Source organism: Gaetbulibacter aquiaggeris (assembly GCF_044003965.1).
Classification (GTDB): domain Bacteria; phylum Bacteroidota; class Bacteroidia; order Flavobacteriales; family Flavobacteriaceae; genus Yeosuana; species Yeosuana aquiaggeris.
On sequence record NZ_JBAWKC010000006.1, the window covers coordinates 170,095 to 189,742 of the forward strand.

A 19,648-nucleotide genomic window follows, 5' to 3' on the forward strand; every position below is an offset into this window, starting at 1 on the left:
ACATTTCTTCAGCAAATTATAATTATAAAATTGCTTGAAAATTTGAGCGTGCAAAATTACACAAATTTTTAATAATGTCAAAACTAATCGATTATGTGTATTTTTTAATAGTACAACAGATGAAATACACACCCGTTTTGGCTAAATTCTAGGGTAGGAAATGGGACTTTAATTGAATTAAAAATACTCAAAACAGTCTTCAAAAAATGAGAATTAGTCTTGATTTTTTCCAAATTTACATCAAAACTCAAGTAATACTGCCTGTACCTATTGGTATTTGTTAACAACTGATTGTCAATATCTTTCACACCACTAAGCATCCCTTCTGCCCCATATCCAAAGGCGATACTGAGCCAAGGCGGTAGTTTAGATTCTTTAAAAAATGACTTCAAATTGACACTTAACCAATACGTTTGTCCATTATAGTCCTTTAAAAGTTGCTCCTGAAATTCATTTCCTAGCTTCTCAGGGTTTTGAGAAGCGTATTTTGTTTGATGAAACGAGAACTTTAAAGAAATTCGTTGCTCATCCCATAATAATTCCTGCCCAACATATAACCCAGTACCAATGCCATTGGCCAACACATCTCTCCACGAAAAACCCCATTCTTTAGAGAAACCATCAAAAACTTCTACTGTTGTGAGAAAGACAAATCCTAATGTAGCACCATAGATCAATTGATTTTTTTCACTTACGCCACTCCAATTAAGGGCATCAGCACCAAATCTTCCTAATTGATAAGATGAAAATACATGTCCAAACTTATCCATTTGTAGCCATTCATTATTATCATTTATAGCATGCAATGGAGATTTTTCATAATCAGCATACCATAATTGATTCAATCCTATAAGTGCGATACTAGCCAAAGTAGCTTCAGAAATAGCAACGGCATTCCGCCGTGGCTTATTTAAGGTATCACTTGGAGTTAAAAACGTGTTGAATTTTGATTGAGAAAAAGAAAAATAGGATATTAACAGAAAGGGTAAAAAATATTTAAGTTTAACAAACAAAACTAATTCCTTATTCCTTGTGAAGACAAATACCTTTGATACTCTCTTGCATTAACATTATGCTGTGTCAATGTTTTTGCAAATTTATGATAGCCTAATCTATTAGCATCCGCAGCGAAATAATAATAACCGTGCTTTTCATAATTTAAAACGGCATCAATTGCTGATATATCTGGCATAGCTATGAGTCCTGGGGGTAACCCTGCATATTTATAAGTGTTATATGGTGAATCTATTTCTTTATGAACATTTAAAACACGTCTTATAACTTTCCCTTTGTTTTCTGGCTGTTGATAGGCGGCAAATTTTATGGTTGGATCCGCTTGCAGTGGCATGCCCACTTTTAACCTATTTAAATAGACACCCGCAATAATGGGTTGCTCATCCGCTTTTTTGGATTCTTCATAAACAATAGAGGCTAATGCAATGACCTGTGATGGATTAAGCCCTATTTCTTTGGCTTTATTAATACGAGTATCATTCCAAAAACGATTATATTCCTTAAGCATTCTATCTCTAAATTGTTCTGCAGAAGTATTCCAGAAAAATTCATAACTGTTAGGAATATACATACCCAAAGCGGTTGCATTATTAAAATTATTTTTACTTAAAAAGGTTTCATCTAACATCGCATTCAATAAAGACAAGCTATCCGCTTCAATCTGAATACTAATCCTGCCCGCGAGTTTTTTTAGGGTTTCTTGATTATTAAAGGACAATTTAATGGGTGAATTTTTGCTTCTTATAGAAATGATAATCTCATTGTTATTCATCCCTTTTTTTATAAGATATCTGCCAGCCTTAACATTGGTGACGTACTTTTTTTGTTTAGCGAGGGCATCAAACTTTTTAATATCTTTTAATAAGGGCTCCAGTTCTTCATGCACATAATCATAAGATGCATTGGTAGGAATATAAATATAGGCACTCTCATTATTAAATGCTGTGTTTGGTTTAAACATAGCACTATATACAAAATAAGCAAAATAGGCCGATACAACTAAACCTATGAGTGCAACAGAAAGAAGAATTTTTTTGAAGTACATTTATTTATTTAATAGTTGGAATATATATTCATTTTTGTAGGTTCCATCAACATAGTTCCAATCTTCTTTGAGCCCTATTTTATTAAATCCTTGACTTCTAAACAATTTGATACTGGCCTCATTTTCCTCAGAAATATTGCAATATAACTGGTGTAAACCTAAATGAGTAAAACTATAATTTATTAATAGTTGAAGTGCTTCTTTACCATAGCCCAATTGTCGGTCTTTGGTTTCCTTTACCAAAATACCAACACCTGCTCTACTGTTTTTAAAATCAAAATCAAATAAATCAATCATTCCTAATGCTATGTCGTCATGATTTGATATAACTAATCTTAACTGCTTTACTTCAAAAATATCCTTATGTGAATGTTCCAGATACTGTTTAATTAAAAATTTAGAATAGGGTGTTATAGTATTACTTAGCTCCCACAGCGATTCATCATTTTCAACAGTATGAATAAACTCTAAATCTTCAGGTTCTAGAGCACGCAAATAAATATGTTTTCCTTTTAATGTAATCATATTTCTCCCTTAAAAACAAAAGTTGCTGGACCAATAAGACACACGTTTTTATAGGTTTCTCCTTCTTTTTTAAATGACACTTGCAATTCGCCACCTTGTGTTTGCAGCTTCACAAGATTTTGGTTGGTCTCGCCTAAATAATTCATGGCCAATGCCACGGCTGTAACACCTGTACCACAAGATAAAGTTTCATCTTCTACGCCACGCTCATAAGTTCTTACTGCAAATGTAGCATCCTCTATTTTTTTAACAAAATTCACATTACTACCTTCCGCAAAATAGGGGCTTCCATATCTGATTTTTGAGCCTTTGGTTTTAATGTCAAAATCTTTAATATTCTCTTCAAACTGCACATGATGTGGTGAACCTGTATTTAAAAATACATGATTATCATATTTCTCAATAGCAGGTACATCCTGCATTTGAAGTTTTACTATACCCTTTTTAATTTCGGCGAAATGTAAACCATCAATAGCTTCAAAAGTTGCTTTATTAGAAATTACACCTAACTGCTTTGCAAATGCCACCAAACAACGTCCACCATTTCCGCACATGGTGCTTTCATTCCCATCGGCATTATAATACACCATTTTAAAATCTACTTCATCATGAGTTTCAAGTAAAATAAGCCCATCCGCTCCAATTCCAAAATGCCTATCACATAAAAACGCTATATGTTTGGTATTGCTTTTATCAAATAATTTCTGACGATTATCAATCATCACAAAATCATTTCCTGTCCCTTGATATTTATAAAATGTCTGTAGCATAATTAATGACAAATATATAAATATAAACTGTTTTTCGGATTGTTAAATCATCGTTAAAGTTGAAATGAACATTCAATAATTATTTAATTTTAATCGTTAATCAATTAAATTTAAACTAATAATTATGAAGAAGATTTTAACTTTAGTTGTTGTTTCAGTATTAGGCGGAATCATAACATTAGGAGCCTATAAAGTATTTTTAGAGGAAAACAAAAGCATGGTTCTTACTACTTCTGAGATACAACCCGCATTTGTAACTACAAATAATACAAGCAATTTAAATAGTGCTTATAATGCACCAGACTTAACACTTGCTGCTGAAAAAAGTCTTAATACGGTGGTGAATGTAAAAAATTTAGCGGTAAGTTCTAATCAAATGACCTTAGAAGATTTATTTTATGGTAGAAGTACTCAACGTGCTCAAATAGGCACAGGATCAGGAGTAATTATCACATCTGATGGCTATATTGTTACCAATAATCATGTTATTGACAATTCTCAAGAGTTATCGGTAACTCTAAACAATAACAAAACATATACAGCAAAAATTATTGGATCTGATCCTAAAACAGATATTGCTCTTATTAAAATAGAGGCTGACGACGCATTACCATATGCAACCTTTGGCGATTCAGACCAAGTTAAAATTGGCGAATGGGTTCTTGCGGTAGGCAATCCTTTTAACTTAACATCAACGGTTACTGCTGGCATTATTAGTGCTAAATCAAGAGATTTATCTGGAAGTAATTCACAATCATTTATACAAACCGATGCTGCGGTAAACCCAGGAAATTCAGGTGGCGCCCTAGTAAATACTAATGGTGACCTTATCGGAATTAATACGGCCATCTCTTCACAAACGGGATCTTATATTGGCTACTCGTTTGCTGTACCCAGTAATATTGCCAGAAAAGTTATTGAAGATATCATGGAATACGGCAATGTTCAAAATGGTATTTTAGGAATAACTGGTGGCGCCTTAAATAGCGGTATTGCAGAAAAAATAGGGGTTAACGATACACAAGGTGTTTATGTAGACAGTGTAGTTGAAGATTCTGGAGCCGAAAAAGCAGGTCTTAAAAAAGGGGATATTATTAAGGAGATTGATAATATTAAAGTTTCAAAATTCTCAGATTTAACAGGTCATTTAAGTGCTAAACGACCTAATGATGTTGTAAGCTTAATTATTTCCAGAGATGGTCAACTTAAAACAATTCCTGTTACTTTATTTAAAAATAACACCATAACATTGCCTCTGGTTGGGCAAGTTAAAAATGCAAAATCTGATGATTTAAAGAAATTAAAAGCTTCCAACGGTATCAAAATAGTGCAGTTGGATGCTAAATATGCCGATTACTGGAAAAATAATGGTGTAGAAGAAGGCTCTATCATTACTTCTATTAATGATGTCAAAATTAAAACGATTGATGATGCGCAAAATATTCTTAAAAACAGATCGTCTTATGAATCTTTAAGAATTGAACTTATTAATACAAATGGCGAAAAAGAACGCTATAATTTTAGATAATAACTGTAATTAAATTTTTAATTTCTAAACCTCTTTAGTGCATTCTAAAGAGGTTTATATTTTTATTAAAACACGCTACGAAAACGTTTGAAATATAGTATTTTTGCCAAAATTTTAAAAACAAACTAAACCTTTTAACAATGAGTTTTAACAAAACTTATGAAAAAGAACTCGTCTTTCAAGCCGACAGACGACGCGCTACTGTAGAATTTATTAAAATTATTAGTGACCTTTGGTATGATAAATCCATTGAACTGGTTCTTTTTAGAAACCAATTAATGGACAAAAATGTAAGCCAAATTTTGAACTTGCATGAATACGCCGGAAAATTTGTTCAAAAACCCATTTCTATTTTTGATTCAGTTGAAATTGCCCAAGCCATTAAAACCCTTGACGTACCGCCAGCCAAACTTGATATAGGAAAACTCACTTATGAATATCAACTGGAAGGTGGCAAATATTCCAATGCCACGGCTTTTGTTGTTAGAAAACTAAAAGATGCCGGTAAAAATTCAGATATACAACCTAAAGATGTGGTTTTATATGGATTTGGAAGAATAGGCCGTTTAGTGGCTCGTGAACTCATGGCCAGAACAGGTAAAGGCACTCAGTTGCGATTAAGAGCTATTATAGTCAGAGGAGAATCTGATGAAATCACTCTTGAAAAAAGAGCCGCCTTATTGCGCAATGATTCTGTACACGGCGATTTTTCTGGTACTGTTTCAGTAGATTTAAAAAATAATGCACTCATCATTAATGGCACCACTGTTCATATTATTTCTGCTAATCAGCCTGAAGATATTGATTATACTAAATATCATATAAAAAATGCATTAGTTATTGATAATACCGGTGCGTATAGAGATCAAGAAGCTTTAAGCAGACATTTAAAATCAAAAGGTGTCGATAAAGTCCTTTTAACTGCCCCAGGTAAAGGTGTTCCAAATATTGTTCATGGTGTTAATCACTTAGAATATGATCCTGATAAAGTTTCTATTTTTTCTGCCGCCTCATGCACTACAAATGCGATAACCCCAGTTTTAAAAGCTGTTGTAGATTCTTATGGTATAAAAAGTGGTCATTTAGAAACGATTCATGCCTATACCAATGACCAGAATTTGGTTGATAATTATCATAAAAAATACCGCCGTGGTCGGGCTGCCGCATTAAATATGGTAATCACTGAAACAGGCGCTGGTAGCGCTGTTGCTAAAGCACTACCTAGTTTAGAAGGTAAGCTAACTTCAAATGCTATTAGAGTTCCTGTTCCTAACGGCTCCTTAGCTATTTTAAATTTAGAACTAGAAAAGCCAACTTCCTTAACTGAAATCAATGCCGTTTTAAAAAAATATGCTCTTGAAGGAGATTTAGTTGAACAAATAAAATATGAAATGAGTGATGAACTCGTATCTACTGATATAGTGGGTTCTTCGGCTCCTTCTATTTATGACAGCAAAGCAACTATTGTAAGGGCTGATGGAAAAAATGTGGTGCTCTACATTTGGTATGACAATGAATTTGGTTACAGCCATCAGGTTATAAGATTAGCTAAATACATTTCAAAAGTTAGGCGTTACACTTATTACTAATACAAAACATCTAAACTTTTTTTTATTTCGTATATAATATAGCCTCATTAACTGGGGCTTTTTTGTTACTTTTTAAGGACTTTACTTAACATTATTTTTTAACTTCGTAACATAATAGTTTAACATAACCAATTCTAACATGAATTACATAAAATCATTAGCTGTTTTAATATGTCTTTTTTTAGGGACACTTAGCTCTTTTGCACAATCAACTCAGGAAGAAGAAACTCTTTCATTAGATAGTGGGACTATTAATAATCAGTTTGAATACGTTATTCAAAAATCAAGTGGCTGGAGAGATGAACGTGGACAACAATATAAGGTCACTAAAATTAATTGGCTATTTCAGTTAAAGGCACATACGCTTGATTCGTTAAAAGCCGTTCATAAAGACTTATTAGATACGCAAGCCATTGTACTTAATCAATCCAAAGAAATAACTGAGTTAAAGGCTAACCTTACTAATGTTCAGGGAGATCTAGATAAAACTGAATCTGAAAAAAACAGCATGTCTTTATTTGGAATTCAAATCAGTAAAACAGGCTATAATGCGCTATTGTGGACTATTATCTTTGCATTATTAGCCTTCCTATTATTCTTTATCTATAAATTTAACAACAGTAATGTTGTGACTAAAGATGCTAGACGTGCCCTTGAAGAGATGGAAGAAGAATTTGAAGAGCACAGAAAAACAGCTTTAGAGCGTGAGCAAAAAGTGAGACGCCAGTTACAGGACGAATTAAATAAACAAAAATCTACAAAAAATAATAAGCAATAAACATTGCTTGCTCTTTAATAAACTCATTTAATAAGTGCCTGTTAAACTTAAGAACAGCCAGATTGAATTATTGGTAGATTTTCCAACAGAAAATTATCAAGGCCCCAGATTTGATCATTGCGGTAAGATTGCAAGTTTAAAATATGAGGGCATTTGTTTGTCTGGCTTTGAAACAGGCAACAAGGATGCAGACCAAAATACAGGTAAAGCTTTTTATAATGAATTTGGAATTGATTTACCTTTAAATTTTGAAAATACCCCTGTTGGAGATTGGTTTCATAAAATAGGTGTTGGCTTATTAAAAAAAACAAATAGCCCCTACTACTTTAAAAATATCTATGAGGTTAAGCCTTTATCTTTTGAGGCAGAATATTCCACAACAAAAATAGTTATGGAGTGCACGTCACCTTTGTTAATGGGCTATGCTTATAAATTAAAAAAAGAAATTGAACTCATTGAGAGCGGTTTTAAAATCAATTATTATCTTGAAAATATAGGCAATCATGAAATCATCACCAATGAGTATGTCCATAATTTTTTATTATTTAATAACCAGTCCATTGGAACTGATTACCAATTAAATTTTCCCTTTGAAATAAAGCCTGAATTATTTATTGAAACCGTTAATCCGGAAAATAAAGTAATTATAGGCAAAGACACTATCATGTTTCATGCGGCTCCAAATAGAGATTTCTTTTTTAGCAATTTATCGGGCAATGAATTAGTAATGGCGCAATGGACATTAATTAACAAGAAGCTAAACCTTGGAATGAGTGAAACAGGTGATTTTAAAACCAATGCCATTAACCTGTGGGGCGTTCCTCATGTTATTTGCCCTGAATTATTTTTACATATAAGCCTTAAACCAAAGGAATTTAAGGAGTGGTCAAGAACCTATTCTGTTTTTAAATTATAAATAAAATGTTCACAACGCCTGAATGACTTTGTGTGAAATAATAACTAACTTCGTTTCACAGTCGATCAACAGAAAATGAAAAATGAATTTATCCCCAAATTATTTTCACTTTTAAAAGAAGGAATATCGCGAGGAACACTTTCAAAGGATATTCTTTCTGGATTAATAGTAGGCATAGTGGCACTTCCTCTCGCCATTGCTTTTGCCATTGCTTCTGGCGTTTCACCTGAAAAAGGAATCATTACGGCAATCATTGCCGGAATCATAATTTCAACTTTAGGGGGCAGCCGGGTCCAAATAGGAGGTCCTACCGGCGCCTTTATTGTCATTGTTTATGGCATTGTTCAAGAATTTGGAATCAATGGATTGACCATCGCAACATTCATGGCCGGCATTATAATCATTGGATTCGGCTTGGCGCGTCTTGGAAATTTATTAAAGTATATACCCTATTCCTTAATCGTAGGGTTTACCAGTGGCATTGCATTAATTATTTTTTCATCACAAATTAATGATTTTTTTGGCCTGCACATTAACAAAGTCCCTGCTGATTTTATAGATAAATGGGTTGTTTATTTTGAAAATTTTGACAAAATCAATATCTACGCCATCGCTATCGCAGTAGTTACCATCATTCTCACTTTATTTTTTCAAAAACTACTAAAAAAAATTCCTGGCTCCATTATCGCCATTTTATTATCAACCATTTTGGTGAAAGTTTTTGAAATCCCAGTTGATACTATTGAAAGTAACTTTGGAGAAATTCCAAATAAATTTAGTCTGCCATCCTTTCCTAATGTAGATTATGAAACCATAAAGTCCTTAATCCAGCCTGCTTTTGCCATTGCTTTATTAGGTAGTATAGAATCCCTTCTTTCTGCGGTTGTTTCTGATTCTATGATTGGTGGAAAACATCGTTCAAATATGGAATTAATAGCACAAGGCACTGCTAATATTGTTTCTTCAATATTTGGCGGAATTCCTGCTACTGGGGCTATTGCAAGAACAGCTACCAATGTTAAAAACGGAGGGCGCACGCCCATTGCCGGCATTATTCACGCCTTGGTATTATTAGCCATCATGCTCTTGTTTGCTCCTTACGCCAAGTTAATCCCGCTTTCCTGTCTGGCGGGAATTTTAATGGTTGTAGCCTATCATATGAGTGAATGGAGGCAATTCAGATCTATTTTAAAAGGAAATAGAATGGATATTATTATCTTATTAACCACTTTCTTCCTAACAGTCATCTTTGACTTGGTGATAGCTATTGAAATAGGAATAGTGCTTTCCAGTTTTCTGTTTATGAAAAGAATGAGTGAATCTATTCAAATTCAAAATATTTCATCAGAAAATTTTAATAATGAAAATCTGTTTGATGATGAACTTTTAGATTTGCCAAAAGATGTCTTGTTATATGAAATAAATGGCCCTTTGTTTTTCGGGGCTGCCCGCCAGTTTCAGGAAACAGTAATCAATACAAATTTACAACCAAAAGTGATTATTATAAGAATGCGTTATGTTCCTTTAATTGATGCTACAGGGTATCAGAGCTTGAAAGAAATCATTAGATCATACAAATCAAGAGGCATAAAAGTCATCTTATCAGGCATTAGAGAAGAATTAATAAATGATTTCGAAAAGAATGCCATGTTCTCCATTTTAGACAAAACATTGGTAGTAAAGGACATTAAAGAAGCGATTGAAAAGGCAAGTGAACATAAATAAACTACCATATTTTACGCATAAATCTAAAATTAGGAGAATTTAAAGAATGGGCAAGAAACTATTTAAATTTTAATTTCCCATTCTAATAAATTTAACAACTAGCGGTAGCTGCGCTACCTAGTCGATAACCATTGATTTGAGATGTAATAATTTTCACCTGTCAAATTCTCAAATCATTGTTACTTAAATTTATTGTCTTTTCATTCGCAAACCAGAACTGCGTTTAGCAGGTCGTTAAACGACACCTCTAAAAATACTTTCTTCAAACTCAGCAACAATTCCATTATCTTTGCAACCTATATAACATTTCCATGCGCATTGATATTATCACCGTTTTACCAGAATTACTAAAAAGCCCTTTTGAAGCGTCTATTTTAAAACGAGCCATAGAAGCCAATTTAGTAGAAGTCCATTTTCACAACTTGCGTGATTATACCACTGATAATTACAAATCTGTTGATGACACCCAATTTGGTGGTGGCGCTGGTATGGTTATGATGATTGAGCCTATTGATAAATGTATTTCTGCCTTAAAGGCTGAACGCACATATGACGAGGTCATTTATATGACGCCAGATGGTGACACCTTAAAACAAGGTATTGCCAACCAATTATCACTGAAAAAAAATATCATTATCCTTTGTGGGCATTACAAAGGGGTTGACCAACGGGTACGTGACCATTTTATTACCCGAGAAATTTCAATCGGTGATTATGTGCTATCTGGCGGTGAACTGGCAGCAGCCGTACTTTGCGATGCTATCATAAGATTGATTCCTGGTGTGTTAGGCAATGAAACATCTGCCCTAACGGATTCCTTTCAAGATAATTTATTAGCACCACCCATATACACCAAACCCAGAGAGTATAAAGGCATGAAAGTGCCTGAGTTATTATTTAGTGGTAATTTCCCAGAGATTGAAAAATGGCGCGAAGAACAGGCTTATCGACGCACCAAAGAACGCAGGCCTGATTTGTTGGATGATTAAGTGTTAAGGATAGCAGCGGCATCCTTTTGTGAAACAAAAGATAAAGTGTATAGCCTGACCTTTTGCATTGCAAAAGGAAACACCATAAAAATTAAATTAATAATTGTGGATTAGCATTTATTAATTATCTTTGCACCCAATTTCGGGTTAACCTCTGGCGAAAATCGTGAATGTTGTTCTGAATCAACCATTTAATTTTAAAGATATGGAATCTTTAGTAAAATTTGTACAAAACGAGTTTGTAGCAAAAAAAGACTTTCCAGAGTTTGGTGCTGGAGATACAATTACTGTTTACTATGAAATTAGAGAAGGCGAAAAAGTGCGTACTCAGTTTTTTAGAGGTGTAGTAATACAAAGAAGAGGATCAGGATCTACTGAAACTTTTACAATTAGAAAAATGTCTGGAACAATTGGTGTAGAGCGTATCTTCCCGGTTAACTTACCAGCATTACAAAAAATTGAAGTGAACAAAAGAGGTAAAGTACGTAGAGCACGTATTTTCTACTTTAGAGATCTTACAGGTAAAAAAGCAAGAATCAAAGAAAGAAGACACTAGTAAGAGTTGCTTATTCTTTGACAGATCAATAAAAAGCCTTGAAACTATTCAAGGCTTTTTTTATGAACAATTGTTAATAAACCTGGTTTATAAAAAGTTAATATCTAACACCTTACAAAATTTGTTTATTTGAATCTAAAAATTATCTTAGCTAAAGAATTTAATAACAGTGCAAGCTGTTTTCATTTCAAAAGTGAATTAGTATTAAATTCTATATGAAGTAACGTTCTTTATAATAATTGTTTTTTGAGATTTGGATGTGCCACGTGTAAGCGTGTGTGAGCAGAGAATCATGACACTGTAAAAAGTCCCAGACGCGAAAGTAGCTGGCAACTAGTGCGGTTGAAAGCTTTAAAAAGAGCAGAATCGAAAGTGAATGCTTAAATGAGGGCAATACTAGAAATTAACCCAACGTGAAAACGAAAGGAAGATTGATAGTATCAAAAAAAACAATTAAACTGAGACATTTTGGTAATACGTCAATGCATATTGAAAATTACATCACAGAATGTTTCATTGAAATAACAAAAAACTTGAATTGAAAGGTTTGACGAAAGTTAAATTGATTTAGCAGCAATGTTAAATAGATCACGTAAAGTTATTTCAAAGAAAGCCATGTCAGAGTAGATTAAATTCTATAGTGATATGGCTTTTGTTTTTTATAATATTTTCTGCAATTTCTATAATTAGGTCATTCTTTTTTTTAACACCTTATTATTTCAAAAAATACATGCTTTTATAAAACTTCATGTACTAATAAGCTCCTTTTAAAAAGTCTAATTTTGTATCTTCGCAAAGCAAAAAAATAATAGATTTTTTTTTTGATTTTCTCAAAGCATATTAATTTAAATAGAGACTTAAAAATGTCAAAAATTATTTACACAAAAACAGACGAAGCTCCTGCTTTAGCAACACATTCATTATTACCTATAATAAAAGCGTTCACCAAATCTTCAGGGATTACTATTGAAACTAAAGACATCTCTCTAGCCAGTAGAATTTTATCAAATTTTCCAGAACTATTACAAGAAAATCAAAAAGTACCGGATGCCTTAAATGAATTGGGTGAACTTGTTAAAAAACCTGATACTAATATTATAAAATTACCAAATATAAGTGCCTCCATTCCTCAATTAAAGGAAGCAATAAAAGAATTACAATCAAAAGGTTACGCCTTACCCAACTATCCTGATAATCCAACAACTGATGAAGATATTGCGATAAAAACAGCTTACGACAGAGTAAAAGGAAGTGCCGTAAACCCAGTTTTAAGAGAAGGCAATTCAGATAGACGTGCTCCAAAAGCTATAAAGAATTATGCAAGGAAAAATCCACATAGCATGGGAGCTTGGAGTAAAAATTCAAAAACTCATGTAGCCACTATGACCAAAGGGGACTTTGCTCATAATGAAAAATCTATTACTCTAAAGGCTGCCACCACTATCAAGGTTGAACATACAGACTTAAATGGGAACAAAACTATTTTAAAAAATAATTTAGCGATCCAAAAAGATGAAATTATTGACGCTACGGTAATGAGCAAAAAAGCGTTATTAGAATTTTTAAAAGAACAAGTAGCCGATGCTAAAGCAAAAAATGTGTTGTTTTCTTTACACATGAAAGCCACCATGATGAAAGTGTCTGATCCTATTATTTTTGGCTACGCAGTTAAGGTCTATTTTGCTTCCGTTTTTGAAAAACACGCCTCTGTTTTTAAAAGTATTGGAGTAGACGCAAATAACGGTTTTGCCAATTTATTATCTAAAATACAAGAACTACCAGAAGTTAAACGTGAAGAAATTGAAGCTGATATTGCTTTGGCTTTAAAAAACGGACCTTTATTAGCCATGGTAAATTCAGAAAAAGGTGTTACTAATTTAGATGTCCCAAGTGATGTCATAGTAGATGCATCAATGCCAGCTATGATTCGTACTTCTGGAAAAATGTATAATGCAGAAGGTAAACTACAGGATACTAAAGCTGTTATTCCTGATAGTAGTTATGCTGGTATTTATCAAGCGACAATTGATTTTTGTAAAGAAAATGGTGCCTTTGACCCTACTACCATGGGAACCGTTCCAAATGTTGGGTTAATGGCCCAGAAAGCAGAAGAATACGGTTCACACGACAAAACATTTGAAATTAAAGCGGATGGTATTGTAAAAGTGATTGATGCTTCAGGAAAAACATTAATGGAGCATACTGTGGAGGCTGGCGATATTTGGAGAATGTGTCAAGTTAAAGATGCCCCCATTCAAGACTGGATAAAGCTTGCCGTAGGGAGAGCGCGCGCTACGAATACACCCGCCATTTTCTGGTTAGACAGCAAGAGAGCACATGATAAAGAATTAATAAAAAAAGTAAATAAATATTTACCTAACCACGATACCAAAGGTTTAGATATAAAAATTTTATCTCCAGTTGAAGCCACTACTTTTACCTGCCAAAGACTTAAAGAAGGCAAAGACACAATCTCGGTTTCTGGTAATGTTTTACGTGATTACTTAACAGATTTATTTCCAATATTAGAAGTTGGTACCAGTGCAAAAATGCTTTCCATTGTGCCTTTGATGAATGGAGGCGGATTATTTGAAACGGGGGCTGGTGGTTCTGCTCCAAAGCATGTTGAGCAATTTTTAGAAGAAGGTCATTTGCGTTGGGATTCTCTTGGAGAGTTTTTAGCATTGGCCGTGTCTTTAGAATATTTGGGTGAACATAATAATAATAAAAAGGCGCTTATCCTTGCGGATACCCTGGATCAAGCAACCGATAAATTCTTAGATAACAAAAAATCACCATCTAGAAATGTTGGAGAATTAGATAACAGAGGAAGTCATTTTTACTTAGCTGTTTACTGGGCAGAAGCCTTAGCATTACAAACAAAAGATAAGCAATTAAAAGAAAGTTTTAGTAAGGTAGCCAAACTTTTGGAAGATAATGAAGCAAAAATTATCAAGGAATTAAATAATGCTCAAGGAAAACCTGTAGACATTGGAGGATATTATTTTCCAAATGAAAAGCTGGTAAGCGAAAGCATGAGACCGAGTAAAACATTTAATAATATTCTGACAAGAATTGAATAATAAATTAAAGTTAAAGCTCCTTTATTGGGGCTTTTTTTTTTATAGTTTTGTCAAAAAATTGCTAATTAATGAAATATATATTGACCTTTATTTGTTTGGGTTGGCTCCTAAATATCAACGGTTTACAGGCACAGGAAAAATTTACACTTAGTGGCTCCATTTCTGACAAGCAAAATAATGAAACGCTTATAGGAGTTAATATCATTATACCTGAATTAAAAACAGGTACCACCACCAATGAATATGGTTTTTATTCTATTACGCTTCCAAAAGGGAACTACGAAATTGTAATTAGCTATTTAGGTTACAATAACCTTATTGAAAGAATTGATCTAACCAATAACATCTCTAAAAATTTTCAACTTAACGAGGCTATTGAAAGTCTAGATGAGGTTGTGATTATTGAAAACGTTGAGAAATTGAATATCTCTAATGCACAGATGAGTGTTAATTCATTAACTGTCAAAACAATAAAGCAATTACCTGTTGTATTAGGAGAACCTGATGTGATTAAAGCTATTACCTTATTGCCTGGAGTTTCAAATGCGGGTGAAAGTTCCTCAGGTTTTAATGTTCGGGGCGGCGCTGCAGATCAAAATCTAATACTTTTAGATGAGGCGACTATTTACAATTCATCACATTTATTCGGATTTTTTTCAGTATTCAATCCAGATGCTATAAAAGATCTTAAATTGTATAAAGGAGGTATTCCATCAAGATATGGCGGACGTGTTTCTTCAGTATTAGACATTTACCAAAAAGAAGGTAACAGTAATGAGTTTCATGCTACCGGAGGGATTGGCTTAGTAGCAAGTCGTCTATTGGTTGAAGGTCCTATTAAAAAGGAAAAAGGTTCTTTCCTTTTTGGCGGAAGATCTTCTTATGCGCATTTGTTTTTACCTCTTTTTGACAATCAAAATATTGCGTATTTCTATGATCTAAATACCAAGTTGAGCTATAAACTCAATGATAACAATAATATTTACTTATCAGGATATTTTGGCAGAGATGTGTTTAGTATTTCTGATAGTTTTGAAAATACTTACGGAAATGCCGTTTTAAACTTTAGATGGAATCATTTATTCTCTGATAAATTATTCTCCAATTTATCATTAATTTATTCCGATTATTATTACGGCTTAAAACTTAATTTTGTTGAGTTCAAATGGAATTCTGGCATTCAAAATTTTAACCTCAAGTATGATTTTAAACATTATTTAAACAATAACTTTAAGCTATTCTATGGCTTAAACAGTATTTATTATAAATTCAATCCTGGACAAATTGAACCTTCCACTGAAACCTCAGGTATTAACTCATACAAACTGATTGATAAGTATGCGTTTGAAAATGCTCTTTATTTAGATGTGGAACAGCGCCTTTCAAATAGAATTGAATTGTCTTACGGATTGCGTTTAAGTTCATTTTTACGTTTAGGTCAAGATGAACTAAATATCTATCAAAATGATGAAGCGGTAGTTTTTAATAATGAGTTACAAATTTATCAAAAAGCAGATCCTATTGGGACAGAATCGTTCAAAAGAGGTCATGTTATTAAAACTTTTCATAATCTGGAACCTCGATTTTCAGTTTCTTATCAACTCAATGAAAACACTTCTATTAAAGGAAGCTATAACCGGTTAAGTCAGTATTTACATTTACTATCAAATACGAGTTCTCCTACACCGCTTGATGTTTGGGCTCCCAGTGGAAAATACGTGAAACCCCAATTATTAGATCAATTTGCTATTGGTTATTTTAAAAATTTAAAAAACGATAATTATTCCTTAGAAGTAGAAAGCTTTTATAAAACAATAAAAAACAGAATTGATTATATTGATGGCGCTGATTTAATTGCCAATGATGCAATTGAACAAGTTATTTTAAATGGCCATGCTAGAGCATATGGTTTAGAAATTTTATTTAGAAAAAATCAGGGAAGGCTGAATGGTTGGGTGGCTTATACCCTTTCAAAGTCACAGCAACAAACAAAAGGCCGAACAGCTTCTGAACTAGGTATTAACAATGGTAATTGGTATTTCACACCTTATGATAAAACTCATGATATATCTGTGACCACCAATTATAAATTAAATAATAAATGGGAACTTAATTCTAATTTTTTATTTCAAACAGGACAACCAACAACCTATCCTGTTGGACAATATGAATATAATGGCATTACTATAGCCAATTTTAGTGACAGAAATGCAAGTAGACTACCTTCTTATAATCGCTTAGATGTATCCCTAAGTTATACTCCAAAACCAAATAAGAAAAATGGCTATCAAAGTTATTGGGTATTTGGAGTCTATAATATATATAATAGAAAAAATGCCTCCTCTATTACGTTTAGAGAAAACAGAAATACAGGTGTCAATGAAGCTATAAAGCTTTCTATATTTGGCATTGTTCCATCAGTATCCTATAATTTTAAGTTTTAAAATGAAAAAATTAGTCTATATAACTATCCTTATACTCTTCACAACGGCATGTGAAGATGTCATAGAATTAAATGTTCCAAATGAAAGCCCAAGGCTCGTTATTGATGCTTCCATTAACTGGTTCAAAGGAACCAATGGCAACGAACAACAAATAAAATTAACATTAACAGCACCTTATTTTGATGAGTCCGTACCACCAGCTAATGGAGCCCAAGTTGAAATTACTGATACCAGTAATAACATTTTTGTTTTTACTGAAGAAGGACTCAGCGGAATTTATAAAAATTCAATATTTTTTCCTGTCTTAAATGAAACCTATTACTTAACAATTATATATGATGGAGAAACCTATACGGCCTCAGAAACTCTGAAATCTGTTGCTAGTATAGAATACGTTGATCAAAACAATGAAGGAGGTTTTTCAGGAAACGAAACAGAGCTAAAGGCTTATTATACTGATCCCGTTGATGAAGAAAATTACAATTTTTTTGAATTCATAAGTGATATTCCGGTCATTCCAAGTTTAGAAGTTTATAAAGATGAATTTACCAATGGAAATCAAATTTTCGGATTTTATACAGAGGAAGAATTAGCTTCAGGAGACCTTGTCACTATTCGCAATTATGGAATTTCTAAAGAATTTTATAATTATATGTTTATTTTATTACAACAAAACAGTCAAGAAGGTGGTGGACCTTTTGAAACACAACCAGCTACGGTAAGAGGCAATTGCATCAATCAAACCAATCCGGAAAATTATCCATTAGGTTATTTCAGAGCTTCTGAAGTAGACGAATTGATTTATACTGTCCTGTAATACTGATCAGTTCTCATATTATAAAAATTAATTACAACTTGATTTAAATATTAAGAATTTGTTTAAAAAGAGGTATAACAAAGATCTCATTTAATGAATCAAACTAAAAAAGATGTATTTTTGAGTTATGGATTTTATTAAAACTACAGAACAGGATTCAAATTATGAGCATCTTGAAAAGATGAATATCATTGAATTATTGATAAATATAAATGCCGAAGATCAAACGGTACCGGTTGCTGTGGAAAAAGCCATTCCTCAAATTGAAAAATTAGTTAAAGTCATCGTTCATCAACTTAATCAAGGAGGTAGATTATTTTACATTGGTGCAGGAACCAGTGGAAGATTAGGTATTTTGGATGCTTCAGAATGTCCACCAACTTTTGGAGTCCCTCATGAACTAGTCATAGGAATAATTGCAGGTGGGGATACAGCTATAAGAAAAGCCGTGGAATTTGCTGAAGATTCCATTGTACAAGGGTGGGAAGACTTAAAAGTACATAACATTTCTACAAAAGATGTAGTGGTAGGCATTGCCGCTTCAGGTACTACTCCCTATGTTATTGCAGCTTTAGAGGCATGTAATAAACATCATATTTCAACCGGCTGTATTACCTGTAATCATAAAAGCCCCTTGTCTTTAACTGCAAAATTTCCTATAGAAATTATTGTAGGACCTGAATTTGTTACCGGTAGCTCGCGTATGAAAGCAGGAACAGCGCAAAAATTAGCTCTTAATATGATTACGACCACTACCATGATTCAACTTGGTCATATTAAAGGAAATAAAATGGTTGACATGCAATTAAGCAATAATAAACTAGTTGACAGAGGTGTTAAAATGATAATGAATGAACTAGATATTACACAGGAAGAAGCTCAGAAATTATTGAATAAATACGGCAATGTGCGTAATTCTATAAAAAAATTTAATGATGAGTCATAAAACGGACAGACCCCTTCTTTTTAAAGGGATAAAAATTATGTTTTTTTCTTTGTTAGCTATATTTATGGCGCCAATTATGTTGAGTATTGCTTTCAACAACAAAGAAAAGCCGCTTTACATTCCGATTCTTATTGTGGGATGTTTAATCGCTATACTTGCTATTTACTTAATATTTAAGGGCATTAATACTATCATGAATAGTATTTTCAACAAAAATTAATTAACCGATTAAGATTTTATTTGGTGTCGTAGGATTATATCCAAAGCTAGTATCTTTAATTTCAAGTTCCAATCCGTTCATTATATAATTTATAATAGCGTAATGATGAATGGTATGGCTATTTGCCTGTGCAAACAAAGCCCCTATAGTATACCTAATTTTGATTTTTCCATTACCCAGATCATCAATCACATAGATTTCATCTTCAAAATTATAAGTAATGTTGTTCAGTTTACTTGTAATGGCCTTATAATATTTTAATGCTTCAGTACAATTGGTTTCAACAAGTACGCTCCGTCTTCTTAATGTCAAATCAATATAAGCTTCAGACGCCCTGTTTAAAATACAGTCATAAAAATCTAATATGTGTCTAATATGAGAACCTATACTCGACCTATAAGGAGGTATTGTTGCATTGCATAACAAATCATTATTTAAAATAGAAATAATTTGATTGGTTTTATTTAAAGTTTTTAAAGTAGATACTATAATGTCATTCATGTAAGCGAATTTAAACAAATAAAATGAAAATATACATTAGTGGAAAGATTAGTCTGAATCATAAATAGACCTTATGCCATAGTAATTAATAACAAATGATTGTTATGTATTAAAGGATATATATTGAAAGTAAATAACAACAAAAAACCCTTCATAAATAAATATGAAGGGTTTCCAAAAAAGGCAACGACCTACTCTCCCA

The 19,648-nt window shown here is 32.8% G+C and carries 17 protein-coding genes; 12 read left to right on the plus strand and 5 right to left on the minus strand.

Translation table 11 applies throughout. From position 1 onward, the window contains the following. Positions 1-104 precede the first annotated feature (104 nt). The 4 genes from V8G56_RS15735 to dapF are packed head-to-tail and all read right to left on the minus strand — an operon-like array spanning position 105 to position 3,354. Positions 105-1,013, minus strand: coding sequence for a DUF2279 domain-containing protein (locus tag V8G56_RS15735; protein ID WP_395439417.1), 909 nt, complete (start codon positions 1,011-1,013; stop codon positions 105-107). Positions 1,014-1,015: 2 nt separating this feature from the next. Further along, positions 1,016-2,059 (minus strand): endolytic transglycosylase MltG, encoded by a 1,044-nt coding sequence (gene mltG, locus V8G56_RS15740; protein ID WP_395439418.1) that lies wholly within the window; start codon positions 2,057-2,059, stop codon positions 1,016-1,018. Next, on the minus strand, positions 2,060-2,584 hold the full coding sequence (locus tag V8G56_RS15745) for a GNAT family N-acetyltransferase (RefSeq protein WP_395439419.1): 525 nt from the start codon (positions 2,582-2,584) through the stop codon (positions 2,060-2,062). Continuing rightward, complete coding sequence (gene dapF, locus V8G56_RS15750; RefSeq protein ID WP_395439420.1) at positions 2,581-3,354, minus strand: diaminopimelate epimerase; 774 nt, start codon at positions 3,352-3,354, stop codon at positions 2,581-2,583. Before dapF ends, V8G56_RS15745 begins: the two co-directional genes overlap by 4 nt. A gap of 124 nt (positions 3,355-3,478) precedes the next feature. On the opposite strand from dapF, the gene V8G56_RS15755 reads away from it, so the two are divergent. The 12 genes from V8G56_RS15755 to V8G56_RS15810 all read left to right on the plus strand — a co-directional run bounded on the left by V8G56_RS15755 (position 3,479) and on the right by V8G56_RS15810 (position 18,945). Further along, entirely contained in the window at positions 3,479-4,882 is a 1,404-nt protein-coding gene (locus V8G56_RS15755; protein WP_395439421.1) for a S1C family serine protease, read from the plus strand. Between the two features lie 140 nt (positions 4,883-5,022). Then, positions 5,023-6,471 (plus strand): glyceraldehyde-3-phosphate dehydrogenase, encoded by a 1,449-nt coding sequence (locus V8G56_RS15760; RefSeq protein WP_395439422.1) that lies wholly within the window; start codon positions 5,023-5,025, stop codon positions 6,469-6,471. 139 nt (positions 6,472-6,610) lie between these two features. Continuing rightward, entirely contained in the window at positions 6,611-7,249 is a 639-nt protein-coding gene (locus tag V8G56_RS15765; protein ID WP_395439423.1) for a tRNA (guanine-N1)-methyltransferase, read from the plus strand. Between the two features lie 34 nt (positions 7,250-7,283). After that, positions 7,284-8,165, plus strand: coding sequence for a hypothetical protein (locus tag V8G56_RS15770; RefSeq protein WP_395439424.1), 882 nt, complete (start codon positions 7,284-7,286; stop codon positions 8,163-8,165). A gap of 75 nt (positions 8,166-8,240) precedes the next feature. Further along, complete coding sequence (locus tag V8G56_RS15775) at positions 8,241-9,890, plus strand: SulP family inorganic anion transporter (RefSeq protein ID WP_395439425.1); 1,650 nt, start codon at positions 8,241-8,243, stop codon at positions 9,888-9,890. A 311-nt stretch (positions 9,891-10,201) separates the two neighbouring features. Next, the gene (trmD, locus tag V8G56_RS15780) at positions 10,202-10,879 is read left to right on the plus strand and encodes a tRNA (guanosine(37)-N1)-methyltransferase TrmD (RefSeq protein ID WP_395439426.1); all 678 of its coding nucleotides are present in this window, start codon (positions 10,202-10,204) and stop codon (positions 10,877-10,879) included. 205 nt (positions 10,880-11,084) lie between these two features. Continuing rightward, complete coding sequence (gene rplS / locus V8G56_RS15785) at positions 11,085-11,435, plus strand: 50S ribosomal protein L19 (protein ID WP_331633970.1); 351 nt, start codon at positions 11,085-11,087, stop codon at positions 11,433-11,435. 863 nt (positions 11,436-12,298) lie between these two features. Beyond that, positions 12,299-14,518, plus strand: coding sequence for an NADP-dependent isocitrate dehydrogenase (locus V8G56_RS15790; protein WP_395439427.1), 2,220 nt, complete (start codon positions 12,299-12,301; stop codon positions 14,516-14,518). A gap of 68 nt (positions 14,519-14,586) precedes the next feature. Continuing rightward, positions 14,587-16,962, plus strand: a complete 2,376-nt coding sequence (locus V8G56_RS15795) for a TonB-dependent receptor (RefSeq protein ID WP_395439428.1) — start codon at positions 14,587-14,589, stop codon at positions 16,960-16,962. A 1-nt stretch (position 16,963) separates the two neighbouring features. After that, entirely contained in the window at positions 16,964-17,779 is an 816-nt protein-coding gene (locus V8G56_RS15800) for a DUF4249 family protein (RefSeq protein ID WP_395439429.1), read from the plus strand. 127 nt (positions 17,780-17,906) lie between these two features. Then, positions 17,907-18,725, plus strand: coding sequence for an N-acetylmuramic acid 6-phosphate etherase (gene murQ, locus V8G56_RS15805; RefSeq protein WP_395439430.1), 819 nt, complete (start codon positions 17,907-17,909; stop codon positions 18,723-18,725). After that, positions 18,715-18,945, plus strand: coding sequence for a DUF6095 family protein (locus V8G56_RS15810; protein WP_395439436.1), 231 nt, complete (start codon positions 18,715-18,717; stop codon positions 18,943-18,945). Before murQ ends, V8G56_RS15810 begins: the two co-directional genes overlap by 11 nt. Here the strand turns inward: V8G56_RS15810 and V8G56_RS15815 are convergent, their stop codons facing one another. Further along, entirely contained in the window at positions 18,946-19,446 is a 501-nt protein-coding gene (locus tag V8G56_RS15815; RefSeq protein WP_395439431.1) for a hypothetical protein, read from the minus strand. Positions 19,447-19,648 lie beyond the last annotated feature (202 nt).

Coding starts and splice junctions, on each gene's coding strand:
- mltG (WP_395439418.1), bottom strand. CDS start 2,059: ATGTACTTCAAAAAAATTCTTCTTTCTGTTGCACTCATAGGTTTAGTT.
- V8G56_RS15745 (WP_395439419.1), bottom strand. CDS start 2,584: ATGATTACATTAAAAGGAAAACATATTTATTTGCGTGCTCTAGAACCT.
- dapF (WP_395439420.1), bottom strand. CDS start 3,354: ATGCTACAGACATTTTATAAATATCAAGGGACAGGAAATGATTTTGTG.
- V8G56_RS15755 (WP_395439421.1), top strand. CDS start 3,479: ATGAAGAAGATTTTAACTTTAGTTGTTGTTTCAGTATTAGGCGGAATC.
- V8G56_RS15760 (WP_395439422.1), top strand. CDS start 5,023: ATGAGTTTTAACAAAACTTATGAAAAAGAACTCGTCTTTCAAGCCGAC.
- V8G56_RS15765 (WP_395439423.1), top strand. CDS start 6,611: ATGAATTACATAAAATCATTAGCTGTTTTAATATGTCTTTTTTTAGGG.
- V8G56_RS15775 (WP_395439425.1), top strand. CDS start 8,241: ATGAAAAATGAATTTATCCCCAAATTATTTTCACTTTTAAAAGAAGGA.
- trmD (WP_395439426.1), top strand. CDS start 10,202: ATGCGCATTGATATTATCACCGTTTTACCAGAATTACTAAAAAGCCCT.
- rplS (WP_331633970.1), top strand. CDS start 11,085: ATGGAATCTTTAGTAAAATTTGTACAAAACGAGTTTGTAGCAAAAAAA.
- V8G56_RS15790 (WP_395439427.1), top strand. CDS start 12,299: ATGTCAAAAATTATTTACACAAAAACAGACGAAGCTCCTGCTTTAGCA.
- V8G56_RS15795 (WP_395439428.1), top strand. CDS start 14,587: ATGAAATATATATTGACCTTTATTTGTTTGGGTTGGCTCCTAAATATC.
- V8G56_RS15800 (WP_395439429.1), top strand. CDS start 16,964: ATGAAAAAATTAGTCTATATAACTATCCTTATACTCTTCACAACGGCA.
- murQ (WP_395439430.1), top strand. CDS start 17,907: ATGGATTTTATTAAAACTACAGAACAGGATTCAAATTATGAGCATCTT.
- V8G56_RS15810 (WP_395439436.1), top strand. CDS start 18,715: ATGAGTCATAAAACGGACAGACCCCTTCTTTTTAAAGGGATAAAAATT.
- V8G56_RS15815 (WP_395439431.1), bottom strand. CDS start 19,446: ATGAATGACATTATAGTATCTACTTTAAAAACTTTAAATAAAACCAAT.